At 38.2% G+C, this 16368-nt stretch carries 12 protein-coding genes; 10 read left to right on the forward strand and 2 right to left on the reverse strand.

All coding sequences use genetic code 11. The features are described 5' to 3' along the window. The first annotated feature begins 89 nt into the window (after positions 1-89). Together rssB and galU are read left to right on the forward strand one after the other, a co-directional pair. Positions 90-1100 (forward strand): two-component system response regulator RssB, encoded by a 1011-nt coding sequence (gene rssB / locus SC428_RS01145; RefSeq protein WP_318705604.1) that lies wholly within the window; start codon positions 90-92, stop codon positions 1098-1100. 172 nt (positions 1101-1272) lie between these two features. After that, positions 1273-2202 carry a UTP--glucose-1-phosphate uridylyltransferase GalU gene (gene galU / locus SC428_RS01150; RefSeq protein WP_404826904.1) on the forward strand — a complete coding sequence of 310 codons (930 nt, stop codon included), beginning with the start codon at positions 1273-1275 and terminating at the stop codon, positions 2200-2202. 426 nt (positions 2203-2628) lie between these two features. On the opposite strand, the gene hns is transcribed toward galU, so the two are convergent. Next, complete coding sequence (gene hns, locus SC428_RS01155; protein ID WP_070928177.1) at positions 2629-3039, reverse strand: histone-like nucleoid-structuring protein H-NS; 411 nt, start codon at positions 3037-3039, stop codon at positions 2629-2631. A 550-nt stretch (positions 3040-3589) separates the two neighbouring features. On the opposite strand from hns, the gene SC428_RS01160 reads away from it, so the two are divergent. Further along, positions 3590-4219, forward strand: a complete 630-nt coding sequence (locus tag SC428_RS01160; protein ID WP_070928175.1) for a thymidine kinase — start codon at positions 3590-3592, stop codon at positions 4217-4219. 115 nt (positions 4220-4334) lie between these two features. On the opposite strand, the gene adhE is transcribed toward SC428_RS01160, so the two are convergent. Then, positions 4335-6998: a bifunctional acetaldehyde-CoA/alcohol dehydrogenase gene (gene adhE / locus SC428_RS01165; RefSeq protein ID WP_070928173.1), complete on the reverse strand. Its 2664-nt coding sequence runs from the start codon at positions 6996-6998 to the stop codon at positions 4335-4337. Positions 6999-7618: 620 nt separating this feature from the next. On the opposite strand from adhE, the gene SC428_RS01170 reads away from it, so the two are divergent. From SC428_RS01170 to oppF, 7 genes are all read left to right on the forward strand, one after another. After that, positions 7619-8263, forward strand: a complete 645-nt coding sequence (locus SC428_RS01170) for a YchE family NAAT transporter (protein WP_070928169.1) — start codon at positions 7619-7621, stop codon at positions 8261-8263. Positions 8264-8939: 676 nt separating this feature from the next. Continuing rightward, the gene (locus tag SC428_RS01175) at positions 8940-10499 is read left to right on the forward strand and encodes an ABC transporter substrate-binding protein (protein ID WP_318705788.1); all 1560 of its coding nucleotides are present in this window, start codon (positions 8940-8942) and stop codon (positions 10497-10499) included. A gap of 95 nt (positions 10500-10594) precedes the next feature. Continuing rightward, positions 10595-12235 (forward strand): oligopeptide ABC transporter substrate-binding protein OppA, encoded by a 1641-nt coding sequence (gene oppA, locus SC428_RS01180; protein WP_070928167.1) that lies wholly within the window; start codon positions 10595-10597, stop codon positions 12233-12235. Between the two features lie 237 nt (positions 12236-12472). Beyond that, positions 12473-13393 carry an oligopeptide ABC transporter permease OppB gene (gene oppB, locus SC428_RS01185; protein WP_070928163.1) on the forward strand — a complete coding sequence of 307 codons (921 nt, stop codon included), beginning with the start codon at positions 12473-12475 and terminating at the stop codon, positions 13391-13393. 15 nt (positions 13394-13408) lie between these two features. After that, a complete protein-coding gene (gene oppC / locus SC428_RS01190) occupies positions 13409-14317 on the forward strand; it encodes an oligopeptide ABC transporter permease OppC (RefSeq protein ID WP_070928161.1) in 909 nt (302 codons plus the stop codon). An 11-nt stretch (positions 14318-14328) separates the two neighbouring features. Beyond that, complete coding sequence (locus tag SC428_RS01195) at positions 14329-15318, forward strand: ABC transporter ATP-binding protein (protein WP_070928159.1); 990 nt, start codon at positions 14329-14331, stop codon at positions 15316-15318. Further along, positions 15315-16316, forward strand: coding sequence for a murein tripeptide/oligopeptide ABC transporter ATP binding protein OppF (gene oppF, locus SC428_RS01200; protein ID WP_318705610.1), 1002 nt, complete (start codon positions 15315-15317; stop codon positions 16314-16316). Before SC428_RS01195 ends, oppF begins: the two co-directional genes overlap by 4 nt. Positions 16317-16368 lie beyond the last annotated feature (52 nt).

The following is a 16368-nucleotide window of genomic DNA, read 5'->3' on the forward strand; positions in this document are numbered from 1 at the left end:
ATACTTTAAAAATGAAAGTACAATGATTTTGTCATATGAATAATAGTATTGGTAGCAAATAACCGATTACAGCAAGAAGTAGGTTACTTATGAAAAATAAAAAGATACTCATAGTTGAAGATGAAAAAATTTTTCGTTCAATCTTAGAAGGGTACTTAGAGGCACAGGGAATGCAAGTTTATGTGGCGGATAATGGTGAAAATGCGTTAGACCGACTCATTACAGAACACTTAACACCTGATGTCATTTTGTGTGATCTCAACATGCCCGTTATGAATGGTGAATCGTTTATGGCTGAATTGGTGGCAAGAAACATTGAGATCCCAGTTATTGTTATTTCTGCAACTACCGACTTTACACAGTTAGATCGTATGTTGAGGTTGGGGGCAAAAGATGCCTTACTTAAACCTATTAAAAATTTAGATGAGTTAAAGGGAACTATCTACGCTAATCTTTACCCTGAACAGCACAATGCGGACATTGTGAGTCATATCCAGAACAAAAATATTTCATCTTTTGTTGGTGAAGATAATCACGATATCACACCGGTATTAAAACAATTGCAACCTCCAGTTAATCAGGTGATCAATGGTTATCGAATCAACTATCGTCAGTTGAATGAAGTTAATCGTTTCGGCTTACTTCTTGATTTAGCACCAATATCAGAGACACAGATTGGGTTTTATTGTCTTGATATAGAGCGTTCACCACAAGAAGGGATTATGGCGGCTTTTTTGATCCGTGTCGTGTTTAATGATTTGCTAAAAAATGCCGTTAATTTTCCAGATAAAAAATTACCCAATATTGATAAAATTATTAACCAGATAAATTATTTATTAGAAGATTCTGGTTTTAGTGGCCAATTTCCCATTTTGCTTGGCTACTTTAATACACGGAATAAAGCGATTATATTAGCGAGTGCAGGCTTGGAAGCGGAGGTTGCGACCGAAAATGCACAATATAGTTTATCCCGTAGTGTACCGCTTGGAACATTGAAACATCAGCCTTCAAATCATCTGGATGTTCGAGGCAATTTTTGGCAATGCCGTATTTGGAATGGACATCAAAACATTAAGTTAATGTTTAATCCTGAAACTTAAGTTTTGTTTAAATTTACCCCATTAAATTGCATTAATAGCCTTAATTAAGCCATTGTACTATTTATCGATAAATTATTCCTGCTATACTTCCCCGCACTAAAAACGCACCTTTATTAATGTTTACTCTATATACGGATTAGGTGCCTAGGAGAATTCTGGAGTTATGACTAAAATGGCAAATAAAAAGGTACGCAAAGCGGTTATTCCTGTTGCAGGTTTAGGAACACGTATGCTTCCTGCAACTAAAGCTATTCCGAAAGAAATGCTACCACTGGTGGATAAGCCACTAATCCAGTATGTCGTTAATGAGTGTATTGCGGCTGGGATTAATGAAATCGTCTTAGTGACCCACTCATCAAAAAACTCAATTGAGAACCACTTTGATACCAGTTTTGAACTCGAAGCAATCTTAGAAGCTCGTGTTAAACGTCAATTACTGGATGAGGTGCAATCTATTTGTCCAAGCCATGTAACAATCATGCAAACACGTCAAGGGATTGCTAAAGGGTTAGGGCATGCTATTTTATGCGCAAAGCCTCTGGTTGGTAATGAGCCATTTGCGGTAATTTTACCTGACGTTATTTTAGATCGTTATAGTACCGATTTAACAAAATTTAATTTGAGTGAAATGCTTGAGCATTTTGAAGAGACTGGGGCGAGTCAAATACTTGTAGAACCTGTTCCAGAAGATGACGTTTCAAATTACGGTATTGTTGACTGTAATGGTGATACATTATTACCTGGTGAGAGTAAACCTATCTTACGTATGGTTGAAAAGCCTAAAAAAGAAGAAGCGCCATCAAATCTTTCTATTGTTGGTCGTTATGTATTATCTGAAAAAATTTGGGATGCATTAGCAAAAACAGCACCAGGTGCTGGCGATGAAATTCAATTAACAGACGCTATTGCCATTATGATGGAAAATAATGAGTCAGTAGAAGCCTATCACCTACGTGGTAAGAGCCATGATTGTGGTAACAAATTAGGCTACATGAAAGCATTTGTCGAATATGGTTTACAGCACGATACATTAGGTAAGGATTTTTCTGAATGGATTGCTAATTTATCGACAAAATTAAGTAAGCCTACTAATTCCAAGTAAAGTGATTTTTTCTTGTGGTAGTTAATAAAAGCTGACTTTTGAAGTTGGCTTTTTTTTTAACATTTGGGTGTCTTTAAATGTTGTTTAGTGACTAATGTAAATTATAGCTTGATATTATTTACATATTTATCTATGAAATAGGTTGTTTTTTTATAGCTAAAACATACATTAATTATGCAATCAGGCACTTGAGAACCTAATGTGAAATTACATAACTTTACTTTTTTTAATTAGATTAAAAACAAATTATGATAGATGAATTGGCATCTAAAGTAATATCTTCGCGTGTTGACGAGTATGAAATATTTGGTCATAGACCTATTTAATGAGTGAAATATTAATTATTCAATGAGTAATAGCTAGGCTAAAATGGTGGATAAAAAAAACACCCTATATAAGGGTGTTTTATGAATAAGTATAAGGTTCTTAGATTAAGAAATCGTCTAAAGATTTACCTTGTTCTTCAATGGCCAATTTGATAACTGCTGGGGTACGACCCTGACCAGTCCAAGTTTTAGTTTCGCCATTTTCATCAACATATTTATATTTAGCAGGACGTGCAGCACGTTTAGCACGAGTGCCAGTGCCTTTACCTGAATCCATAGTTTGTAGCAGCTCGTTTAGATCAACGCCTTGTTCCAGAATCATTTCACGAACTTTTTCCAGTTTACGGGTACGTTCTTCTTGTTCTGCACGAACTAGGCTTTCTTCTTCACGACGTTCTTCAACAACGACAGTTAATTTTTCCAGCATTTCTTCTAGTGATTCTAAAGCAATTTCTCTTGCTTGAGCTCGAAGAGTACGGATGTTATTTAATGCTTTTAAAGATTCGCTCATTTTCCTGGTCTCAAATTTAATTGTTGGCCTGTGTACACTAATAATAGAATGCTATTTTATTTTCTGCAATAGCTAATTTACACTATTAGTTTAAAAGTTATCTTTACCAAAAGCAATTTTTTTACAAAAGAAATATTAACTTTTAACTGATATATATATACCAGTATTATCAATATCCAAACTAATGAAAAAAACAGATTCAATTAGCATCAATTTTACGGGTTTAATTCGGTATGCCTAGTGGTAAACAGTAGGGTGTTATTAGCAGAAAAGTATCAAATAAGAGAGTCTAAACGTAAATTTTCTTTTTTTGATACAGCTAATTAGCTATATGTTTGAAGTAATAAAGCTATATTTTGTAAAAGATAATCGGTTATTTCACCCGTTATAGGAGCGAAAGCAGCAGAGTATCGGTATAAAATCTTATTGTTCTGTAGTGGTCAGCGTTATTACTTTCATCATTTTAAGTGTCAACTGATGATGATTGTTAATCTAATAACATGTTTTATGGTAAAATTATCCTGTTTATTAATTTAGAGGAACTAGGCTGATGGCTCAGCTATATTTTTACTATTCAGCAATGAATGCAGGAAAATCGACGTCTTTGCTACAATCTTCTTATAACTATAATGAGCGTGGTATGCGTACGTTGATCTTTACGGCGGAAATCGATAATCGCTTTGCGCTAGGGAAGGTTTCATCGCGAATTGGTTTATCTGCGGAAGCGCTTTTATTTTCGCCTATAACAAATATGGCAGAGATCATTAAAAGTGAGAATTGCACACAAAAAGTACATTGTGTTTTAATTGATGAGTGTCAATTTTTAACGAAACAGCAAGTTGAGCAACTCTGCGATATTGTGGATAACTTGGATATACCGGTTTTATGTTATGGGTTAAGAACTGACTTTTTGGGCGAATTGTTTATTGGTAGCCAATATTTATTAGCTTGGGCTGATAAATTAGTTGAATTAAAAACGGTATGTTATTGCGGCCGTAAGGCAAATAAAGTGTTAAGAGTTGGGAGTGATGGTATTCCTATGTATGAAGGTGCACAGGTTGATATAGGGGGTAATGAAAAATATATCTCTGTTTGCCGTAAGCACCATACAGAAGCAATTGAACAAGCAAAACTCATGAATGAGGGTGTGATACCTAAAAAACCAATTAACTTTAACTAATTGAGTTGAATGATTAATCTTAAATTATTTAACAATTATTCGTATGGGATTAAGTGTTTTTTAAACCAAAATAAAAGGCACTGAGCTAATCAGTGCCTTTTATATTATTACTTAATTATTTCTTTGTGCTTTTTTTCTCGGCTTTTGCTGTAGCCGGTGCTGCTATAGTTTGTTCGCTAAACTCGCGGCCATAATAAGAGTCTAACAACAGTTGTTTGAGCTCTGATATTAATGGGTAGCGAGGGTTAGCACCAGTACATTGGTCATCAAATGCGTCTTCAGAAAGCTTATCGACATGAGCTAAGAAATCCGCTTCAGGTACACCCGTTTCACGTATTGATTTAGGAATACCTAAATCTGCTTTTATTTCTTCAAGCCAAGCTAATAATTTTTCAATTTTTACATCAGTGCGATCACCGGCTTTAGTCAAACCTAGGTGGTCAGCAACTTCTGCATAGCGACGACGAGCTTGTGGGCGATCATATTGGCTAAAGGCTGTTTGTTTAGTTGGGTTATCGTTAGCGTTATAACGGATAACATTACTAATCAATAGGGCGTTTGCTAAACCATGTGGGATATGGAACTCAGAACCAAGTTTATGTGCCATTGAGTGGCATACACCTAAAAATGCGTTAGCAAATGCAATACCTGCAATTGTTGCCGCGTTATGAACTCGTTCCCTTGCTACTGGGTTTTTAGCGCCTTCATGGTAACTTGCTGGTAAGTACTCTTTTAATAGATTGAGTGCTTGCAATGCTTGCCCATCGGAATATTCGTTTGCAAGAACAGAAACATAAGCTTCTAAAGCGTGGGTAACCGCATCCAAACCACCAAAAGCAGTCAATGATTTAGGCATATGCATCACCAAGTTAGCATCGACAATCGCCATATTTGGGGTTAGTGCGTAGTCAGCTAATGGGTATTTTTGGCCCGTTTTATCATCTGTCACAACAGCAAATGGCGTCACTTCAGAACCCGTACCCGATGTTGTAGTAATAGCGACTAATTTAGCCTTCACACCCATTTTAGGGAAACGATGGATACGTTTACGAATATCCATAAAGCGGAGTGCAAGTTCTTCAAAGTGGGTTTCAGGGTGCTCATACATCACCCACATGATTTTCGCTGCGTCCATAGGTGAACCACCACCTAATGCAATAATAACATCAGGTTTGAAGGCATTCATTTGTGCGGCACCTTTACGCACTACGCTGAGTGTTGGATCTGCTTCAACTTCAAAGAACACATCCGTTTCTATATGGTGTTGTTTTAGAACGTTGATGACTTCATCAACATAGCCATTATTGAATAAATAGCCATCCGTGACAATAAATGCACGTTTTGCACCGTCAGTCGCAATTTCTTCAAGTGCAATTGGAAGACAACCACGGCGGAAATAAATGGAGTTAGGAAGTTTATGCCATAACATATTTTCAGCTCTTTTCGCCACAGTCTTAGTATTGATTAAATGTTTTGGTCCTACGTTTTCTGAGATTGAGTTACCACCCCAAGAACCACAACCTAATGTGAGAGAAGGCGCTAATTTAAAGTTATACAAATCACCGATACCACCTTGTGAAGCCGGGGTATTGATTAAGATACGTGCTGTTTTCATCTTCACGCCGAAGTAGTTAACGCGAGCTGTCTGATTATCTTGATCTGTATATAAACAAGAGGTATGACCAATACCCCCCATTTCAACCAGCAGTTCAGCTTTTTCTACGGCTTCTTCAAAGTTTTTAGCGCGATACATCGCCAGTAACGGGGACAGTTTTTCATGAGCAAATGGCTCAGAGTCGTCGATAACTTTGACTTCACCGATCAGGATCTTAGTCGTTTCAGGTACAGAAATTCCGGCCATTTCAGCAATTTTATATGCCGGTTGCCCAACAATAGCAGCATTGAGACTACCATTTTTCAAAATAACTTCTTGAACTGCTTTTAACTCTTTGCCTTGCAGAATATAGCCACCATGGCTAGAAAAACGCTCGCGTACTTGGTTATAAATTTCATCTACCACAACGACCGATTGTTCAGAAGCACAGATCACACCGTTGTCGAATGTTTTTGACATTAGAATTGAAGCGACAGCACGTTTGATGTCAGCCGTTTCATCAATAACAACCGGTGTATTACCTGCACCAACACCAATTGCTGGTTTACCTGAACTGTAGGCCGCTTTTACCATGCCAGGCCCACCTGTTGCCAAGATCAAATTAATGTCATCGTGATGCATAAGAGCATTGGATAACTCAACGGAAGGGGCATCAATCCAGCCAATAATATCTTTTGGTGCACCCGCTTCAATCGCTGCTTTTAATACAATCTCAGCGGCTTTGTTGGTTGCATTTTTTGCGCGAGGGTGTGGGGAAAAAATGATCGCATTACGCGTTTTTAAACTAATTAGTGATTTAAAAATAGCGGTTGAAGTTGGGTTGGTTGTTGGCACAATACCACAGATAATACCGATAGGTTCAGCGATAGTAATTGTGCCAAACGTTGGGTCTTCAGAAAGCACACCACAGGTTTTTTCATCTTTATAGGCATTGTAGATATATTCTGAAGCAAAGTGGTTTTTAATCACTTTATCTTCCACAATACCCATTCCTGATTCTTCAACGGCAAGCTTGGCTAGAGGGATACGAGCATCTGCTGCGGCAAGCGCTGCGGCGCGGAAAATACGGTCAACTTGCTCCTGAGAGAAGTTAGCAAATTCACGCTGAGCTTTTTTGACACGAGCAACGAGGTCATTGAGTTCGGTAACATTAGTTACTGACATAGAGATTACTCCTGATAAATGTTAAACTTTTTAAGCCAATGAGCAGTGCATCCGAAACAACACAACAAAATTTAGTAGATAATTATAGTTTATATTTATTACTCTATTCTGTTTATCCGCTTATTGGCTTAAAAAGCTTTAAAATCAATGCGAAAAACTTATTTCCCTTAAATCAACTCTCTCTATCAGTTAAGAATAGATTAACATTATTTAGGTTTATTGATGTGATCTAAATCACAAAAACCCAAAGCTGACTCCTTTCAGCAAGCCAAATTTGGATTTTATTCCTGATTATCTAAAATTGACCTAACACTAAACTATTTTATTAATCGTTTAGATAAAAAACACTTTTAAAGTAAATTTGGCTTAAGCGAACAGATTTAATAAGTAAAATAGTGTCTAGTGCAATGTATTTCCTGTATTTAATGATAAACTATAATAGTCGCACTAAAAATAATTCGAGGCACAACTAAATGGTTAGTGCTAGAGCTTTATGGCTATTAAAATATGGCGATTAGCGTGAATAGATAGTGTTGTCATTCATCGCCAAGTGGTGTTTTGAAGAATGGCGAGTGTGTATTTTGCTTCTCAAATGAGATCCTTGATTAAGGTGTGAGTGTGTGGGTGCAGGATTACTTGATTTATCAGGCTATATAAAGTTTTTTATCGGTTTATTTGCGTTAGTAAACCCAGTCGGGATCTTGCCTGTGTTTATTAGTATGACTAATTACCAAAGCAGTGCAGGGCGTAATAAAACAAATACGATAGCAAATACCTCAGTGGCTATCATTTTATGTACATCTTTATTGATCGGTGACTCAATTCTCCAATTATTTGGCATTTCCATTGATTCCTTTCGTATCGCTGGGGGGATATTGATTGTGACTATTGCCATGTCAATGATCAGTGGAAAAATTGGTGAAGATAAACAGAATAAACAAGAAAAAACAGAAACAGCAGTACGAGACAGTATTGGTGTTGTTCCTTTAGCACTGCCTTTGATGGCAGGCCCTGGAGCTATCAGTTCTTGTATTGTTTGGTCATCACGCTGGAATGGTTGGCAGAATTTTGTCGGATTAGCGCTAACCAGTATTGTGTTTGCATTTTGTTGTTGGCTATTGTTCCGTTCGGCATCTTTGCTCGTCCGTTATTTAGGGCAAACAGGGATTAACGTTGTGACACGTATTATGGGATTACTTTTGATGTCCTTGGGAATTGAGTTTATTGTCACAGGCGTTAAAGCGATATTTCCCGGCCTGCTATAACATCTCTCATCATAATATGAATAATTTAATCTAATTAACTATCGCCTAGGTGATGGTTAATTAGAACTATTCTATATTAGTAATAGTATTCCGACTAAACACGACCTACTAAAAAAAATCAGTTTATTTCTTTTCTTATAAATTAAATCAATAAACTAGCAATATAGTTTTAACCGATAATAGTCACAAAAATAAAATAGGTTGCGCGCATTAATATGCTGTTATTTTGTACTGCTAATGATCGCTGTTGATTATAATAATATGCCGCATTTTTTGTCAAAGAAGGCATAAAAAGTAAGGAAATGTGAGCTGAGTAAATTTTTACGCTATTTAATTTACGCAATGTTAATGATATGTTTAAACAGACACTAGCTTACTAAATTGGCCCATAACAGATAAATCCACTACTTGACGAGGTGTGAGACTTTTTGTTTGCTTTAATTGAGCTAAAGTCCGTATGTGATGTTAATGGCTTGTAACGTATTATGACCCCTAATTTTGAATTATCAAAACTAATCTTAAAAGAGGAAGGTATGCTCCTAAGTTAGGCGCCTACCACAATGTAAAATAATAAATCGGATGTTGAATTTTGCTGTAACAACACCAATAAATGTCGAGGGTGATAATGAATTTTCTTAAAAAGAGTTTGTGTTCACTGCCTATTTTTTTTATTGCAATGCAGGCTTACAGCAAACCGGTAGCATCAGAAACTAAACAAGTTATTACAATTAACAATGGCTCTGAGGTGGCGTCACTGGATCCTCATAAAGTCGAAGGCTCTCCAGAGTCGAGCATTATTATGAATTTGCTTGAAGGGTTGGTTTACACGGATGTTGATGGAAAAGTAACCCCTGGCGTTGCTGAGAGTTGGTCAAATGATCACTATAAAACATGGATATTCACACTTCGTGATGGTGTCAAATGGAGTGATGGCACACCAGTAACAGCTCAAGATTTTGTTTATAGTTGGCAGCGATTAGCAGATCCTAAAACGGGGTCACCCTATACGAGTTACTTGCAAAGTGCCTATATTGAAAATGCAGCAGAAATTTTAAAAGGCGAAAAGCCCATTGAGACACTTGGTGTCAAAGCACTTGATGATAAACATCTACAAGTCACATTGAGTCATCCAGTTCCTTATTTTATTGATATGCTCAGCCATACACCAATGAAACCGGTCAATAAAAAAGCGATTGAGAAATATGGTGATAAATGGACTCAGCCTAATAATTTTATTGGTAACGGTGCATATTTATTAGATAAATGGATAGTTAATGAACGCATTGTTCTGAAGCGTAACCCACAGTATTGGGATAATCAAAACACTCAAATTGATGAAGCAATTTTTTTAGCCATTTCATCGGAAGTCAGTGATGTTAATCGATATCGCAGTGGTGAAATCAATATTAGTAACTCAGCCATTCCACCAGTAATTTATAAAAAAATGCAAACTGAACGGCCAAATGAATTATACGTTCGTCCTTATCTATGCACTTTTTATTATGAAATTAATAACAACAAGCCACCATTTACTGATCCAAGGGTACGTGAGGCACTTAAACTTGGGTTAAATAGAAAAACCATTACCGATAAAATCATGGCGCAAGGTCAAATCGTCGCATATGGATTCACTCCAACATTTATTAACAATGGGGATTTTTCGCCACCAGAGTGGGCGACATGGAGTGATGAAAAACGTTATCAGAAGGCTAAAGAGCTTCTTGCGGATGCAGGCTATAGCCAAGCTAATCCTCTTAAATTCTCACTGCTTTACAACACATCTGATCAAAATAAACAGCAAGCGATCGTAGCCGCTTCAATGTGGAAGAAAAACATTGGAGCAGAAGTAGAACTGCAAAATCAAGAGTGGAAAACCTCATTACAAAGCCGCCACGATGGAAATTATGATGTGGCACGTGCGACGTGGTGCGCGGATTACAATGAACCTTCTGCATTTTTAAATATGATGCTTTCAGATAGTAGTAATAACACCACATTCTATAAAAGCGCACAATTTGATTCCCTGTTAGAGAAAGCATTGATTGCACCGAATGATGAGTCACGGAAACAAATTTATCAGCAAGCGGAAGCATTGCTTGATCATGATTCAGTGATTATTCCTGTTTATTACCGAGTCAGTGTTCGCTTAGTTAATCCATCAGTTGGAGGATTTAAAGGAAAAGACCCTCTTGATTATATGGATGTTAAGCGGTTATATATAAATCAATCTAATTAATATTTATTAAATAATTACAAAAACAGTTTACCGAGTTGGTAAGCATCACAATCAACAACATAACAATTAAGTATGGTATGGGAGTAACGGATAAGATGAGTAAACAAATTCATAAAACCATGGTTGCATTAGGCGTTGCTACTGGCTTAATGGCAACAGGGATCACTAGCAGTTTTGCAGCAACCGTTCCAGCAGGTGTTGAGCTTGCAGAAAAGCAAGTCATGGTGCGCAATAATGGCTCAGAGCCACAATCTCTTGACCCTCATAAAATCGAAGGGGTTCCTGAATCTGCGCTGGCACGTGATCTGTTTGAAGGGTTAACCATTGTTGGGCCAAATGGAGAAATTTTACCGGGCTCGGCGGTGAGTTGGGATAATAAAGACTTCAAAGAGTGGACATTTAAAATTCGTGATGATGCTAAGTGGTCAAATGGTGATCCGGTCACCGCTCATGATTTTGTCTATAGTTTCCAACGTATAGTTGATCCAGATACTGCCTCTCCATATGCAAGTTACCTCCAATATGCACATATCAATAATGTTGATGACATTATTACCGGTAAGAAAAAACCTTCGGAGCTGGGAGTTAAAGCATTAGACGACCATACGCTAGTGCTTGAACTTAGCGAGGCCGTTCCTTATATCCCTAAATTATTAATCCACTCCTCAATGTCGCCAGTGAATAAAAAAGTGATTGAAAAATATGGTGCTAAGTGGACACAACCACAAAACTTTGTTGGTAATGGTGCTTATAAACTAAAAGACTGGACTGTTAACGAACGTATTGTATTAGAGCGCAGTCCTACTTATTGGGATAACCAAAATACAATTATTGATCAGGTTACGTTCTTACCTATTTCATCTGAAGTTACCGATGTTAATCGCTATCGTAGCGGCGAAATCGATATGACTTATAGTAACTTACCTATCGAACAGTTTAAAACGTTGCAGCAAAATATGCCAAATGAGCTGCGTGTTAACCCATATTTATGTATTTATTACTATGAAATAAATAACGAAAAACCACCATTCAATGATCCGCGTGTCAGAGAAGCACTAAAATTATCAATGGATAGAGATGTGATCACCTATAAGGTGAAAGCGCAAGGTGATATTCCTGCCTACGGTTTTACACCACCATTTACTAGTGGCATGAAAACTGAAAAGCCAGATTGGTATGCAAATATGACACAAGAGCAACGTAACGAAAAAGCTAAACAGTTGCTTGAAGAGGCTGGCTATAATAAATCTAATCCATTGAAGTTTAATTTGTTATATAACACATCTGACCTGCATAAACGTATTGCTATTGCGGCATCTTCTATGTGGAAGAAAAATATTGGTGCAGAAGTTAAATTAGAAAACCAAGAGTGGAAAACATTTTTAGATAGTCGTCATCAAGGCGCTTATGATGTTGCTCGTGCAGGTTGGTGTGCTGACTATAATGAACCTTCTTCTTTCCTCAATATGTTACTTTCTAACAGCAGTAATAATACTGTTCACTATAAAAATAAAGATTTTGATGCGGCGATGAAGCAGACGCTAAAAGTGCAGACAGATGAAGAGCGTGCTGAGTTATATGGCCAAGCAGAGAAAATTCTTGATAAGGATTCAGCGGTTGTACCACTTTACTACTATGTGAATACACGTTTAGTTAAACCGTATGTAGGTGGCTATACCGGAAAAGACCCATTAGATAACCTACACACTAAAGACCTTTATATTATCAAGCACTAATAACAGTCCGGCTCTACGGAGCCGGATAACGACTACTGGCAAACTATCATGTTTGGCGGCAGTCGTTAGGGGTTCTGAAATAAACGAGGAAAATCAATTTATTGATTTTCGGCTGATAACACGAAGCGGGAAAAATCACGCTTTTATCCCGCTTCGTCAGCAACCTCAGTCCGGCTCTGTGGAGCCGGACACTAATATGATTATTGGTCCGACTAAGCAACAAAGTAGGAAAGGGCAATGTTAAAATTTATTTTACGTCGTTTACTTGAAGCGATTCCGACACTTTTTATTCTTATTACTATTTCATTTTTTATGATGCGGTTAGCACCAGGAAGTCCATTTACTGGGGAGCGTAAACTACCACCGGAGGTAATGGCAAATATTGAAGCCAAATACCACTTAAATGACCCAATGTATAAACAATATTTTAGTTACCTAGTGCAGTTATCAAAAGGCGACTTTGGCCCTTCATTTAAATATAAAGATTACAGCGTTAACGACCTTGTCGCGAAAGCCTTTCCAGTATCGGCAAAACTAGGTGCAACGGCATTCATTGTGGCAGTATTTTTTGGTGTATCAGCAGGGGTTATTGCAGCCCTAAATCAAAATAGTAAATGGGATTTTACAGTCATGGGATTCGCCATGACGGGGGTTGTCATCCCAAGCTTTGTAGTGGCACCGCTATTAGTGCTAATTTTTGCTATTCATTTGAAGTGGCTCCCCGGTGGTGGCTGGGATGGTGGAAACATCAAACATATGATTTTACCTATGGTTGCCCTGTCGCTTGCTTATATTGCGAGCATCTCACGTATTACCCGTGGTTCAATGATTGAAATTATGCATTCGAACTTTATTCGAACAGCTCGGGCTAAGGGATTACCATTAAAAACCATTATTTTACGTCATGCGTTGAAACCTGCGTTACTTCCCGTGCTCTCTTATATGGGACCTGCTTTTGTTGGGATCATTACGGGTTCAATGGTGATTGAAACAATATTTGGTTTACCAGGAATAGGGCAACTCTTCGTTAATGGGGCTCTGAATCGTGATTACTCATTAGTATTGAGCTTGACCATTTTAGTGGGGGTATTAACCATTGCCTTTAATGCGATTGTTGATGTGTTATATGCCGTTATCGACCCTAAAATTCGCTATTAATCTGGAGAAGACACTATGTTATTGAATCAAAAGAATAGTGAAGCTCTGGAAAAGCTTTCTGAGCAATTAGATATTGAAGGGCGTAGCTTGTGGCAAGATGCACGTCGTCGATTTATGCATAACCGAGCGGCAATTTTTAGCTTATGTATTCTGTTTTTAATTACGTTATTTGTGATATTTGCCCCCATGTTATCGCCTTTTTTATACGACGATACTGATTGGGAAATGATGTCAATGCCACCAGATATGGCGAGTGGTCACTATTTTGGAACTGACGCATCAGGACGTGATTTACTCGTTCGGGTTGCGATTGGTGGGCGGATCTCGCTAATGGTTGGAGTGGCTGCGGCGTTAGTCGCTGTAATTGTTGGGACGTTATATGGCTCTCTTGCAGGATATGTGGGTGGGAAGGTCGATTCCATCATGATGCGTTTGCTGGAAATATTAAATTCATTTCCGTTTATGTTTTTCGTTATTTTATTAGTCACTCTCTTTGGTACTAATATTCTCTTGATCTTCGTTGCGATTGGTATGGTGTCTTGGTTAGATATGGCGCGTATTGTTCGTGGTCAAACCCTTGGCTTAAAGCGTAAAGAGTTTATTGAAGCTGCGTTAGTGTGTGGTGTAAGTACTCGTCATATTATTTTACGTCATATCGTACCAAACGTATTAGGGGTTGTGGTGGTCTATGCCTCGTTGTTAGTACCAAGTATGATTTTGTTTGAATCATTTTTGAGTTTCTTAGGGTTAGGTACGCAAGAGCCTTTGAGTAGTTGGGGGGCTTTATTAAGTGATGGTGCAAATTCTATGGAAGTTACGCCATGGTTATTGTTGATCCCAGCTGGATTTTTAGTTGTGACACTGTTTTGTTTTAACTTTATCGGTGATGGCTTACGTGATGCCCTCGATCCGAAAGACCGCTAGAGGGAATTATTATGTCAGAAATTAAATCAGCAAACCCTCTATTGAGCGTAAAAGATTTGGATGTGACTTTTACCACCCCTGATGGCAATGTGACGGCAGTTAATAAGCTAAACTTTGAATTACGGGCAGGTGAAACACTTGGCATTGTCGGTGAATCAGGCTCCGGTAAGTCACAAACCGCTTTCGCATTAATGGGGCTTTTGGCTCGTAATGGTAAAATTGGTGGTTCAGCTATTTTTAATGGTCGCGAAATTTTAAATTTAAAAGAGAAAGCATTAAATAAGATGCGGGCGGAAGAGATCTCAATCATTTTTCAAGACCCAATGACTTCACTCAATCCCTACTTAAAAATTGGTACGCAATTATCTGAAGTGCTTATGCTTCACAAAGGAATGGGAAAACAACAAGCGTATGAAGAGTCTGTTCGGATGCTTGATGCAGTTAAAATGCCCGAATCACGTAAACGCATGAATATGTATCCGCATGAGTTTTCAGGGGGGATGCGCCAACGAGTCATGATTGCGATGGCACTTTTGTGTCAACCTAAACTACTGATCGCCGATGAACCTACCACAGCATTGGATGTCACAGTTCAAGCACAGATCATGACATTACTGAATGAACTGAAGCAGGAATTTAACACTGCAATTATTTTGATCACGCATGACCTCGGTGTTGTCGCTGGGGTCTGTGATAAAGTCTTGGTGATGTATGCAGGTCGGACTATGGAATATGGCACGGCACGTGATATTTTTTATCAACCATCTCATCCATATTCATTAGGTTTGCTTGCTGCGGTTCCCCGTTTAGATGGTGACGATGAAAGCCTAGCAACGATCCCCGGAAACCCACCAAACCTGTTACGCTTACCAAAAGGTTGCCCATTTTCACCGCGCTGCCAATATGCAAACGCACAATGTGTTGAACAAGAGCCTGCACTGAGCGCATTTTCAGCAAACCGTTTAAGAGCTTGCTTTAAACCAGTGGAGGAGTTGCTATGACACAACATGAAAATCGTCCTGTTTTACTGGAAGTTAACGAATTAAAAGTGCATTTTGCGATCCGAGATAAAAATCAATGGTTTTGGCAGCCAGATAAGAGTTTGAAAGCCGTTGATGGGGTAACACTGCGCCTTTATGAAGGTGAAACGTTAGGTGTTGTTGGTGAATCGGGATGTGGTAAATCGACATTTGCCCGCGCTATTATTGGCCTCGTGAAATCAACGGGTGGTACAGTCAGTTGGTTAGGGCGTGATTTACTTGGGCAGACTGAAAAACAGTGGCGAGATGTTCGTAGTGACATTCAAATGATATTCCAAGATCCTTTGGCATCACTGAATCCAAGAATGACCATAGGCGACATTATTGCTGAGCCATTAAAAACATATCATTCAAAAATGCCTCAGTCAGAAGTGACTGACAAAGTTAAAAAAATGATGATGCGAGTTGGCTTATTGCCTAATTTAATCAATCGCTATCCCCATGAATTCTCAGGGGGACAATGTCAGCGAATTGGCATTGCAAGGGCCTTGATACTTGAGCCTAAATTAGTGATTTGCGATGAACCCGTCTCTGCATTGGATGTGTCAATCCAAGCGCAGGTGGTTAACTTATTGCAAGAACTGCAAAGAGAAATGGGGCTATCACTGATTTTTATCGCTCATGATTTGGCAGTCGTAAAGCATATTTCAGATCGTGTACTCGTCATGTATTTAGGAAATGCTGTTGAATTAGGAACTTATGATGAAGTCTATAATAATCCACTTCATCCTTATACTAAGGCACTGATGTCAGCAGTTCCAGTCCCTGATCCTGATAAAGAAAAAACCAAGACTATTGAATTATTAGAAGGGGAATTACCATCACCCATTAATCCACCGTCAGGTTGTGTATTCAGAACTCGTTGTCCACTGGCTGATGAAGGGTGCGCTAAAACTAAACCACTACTTGAAGGTAGTTTTAAACATGCGGTGTCTTGTTTAAAAGTTGATCCCCTTTAAATTGAGATAAGGGCCGTAAGGCCCTTTTTGATATCATTGTGATGAATATAGA

The sequence above is a fragment of the Providencia sp. 2023EL-00965 genome, assembly GCF_033550225.1.
GTDB lineage: Bacteria > Pseudomonadota > Gammaproteobacteria > Enterobacterales > Enterobacteriaceae > Providencia > Providencia manganoxydans.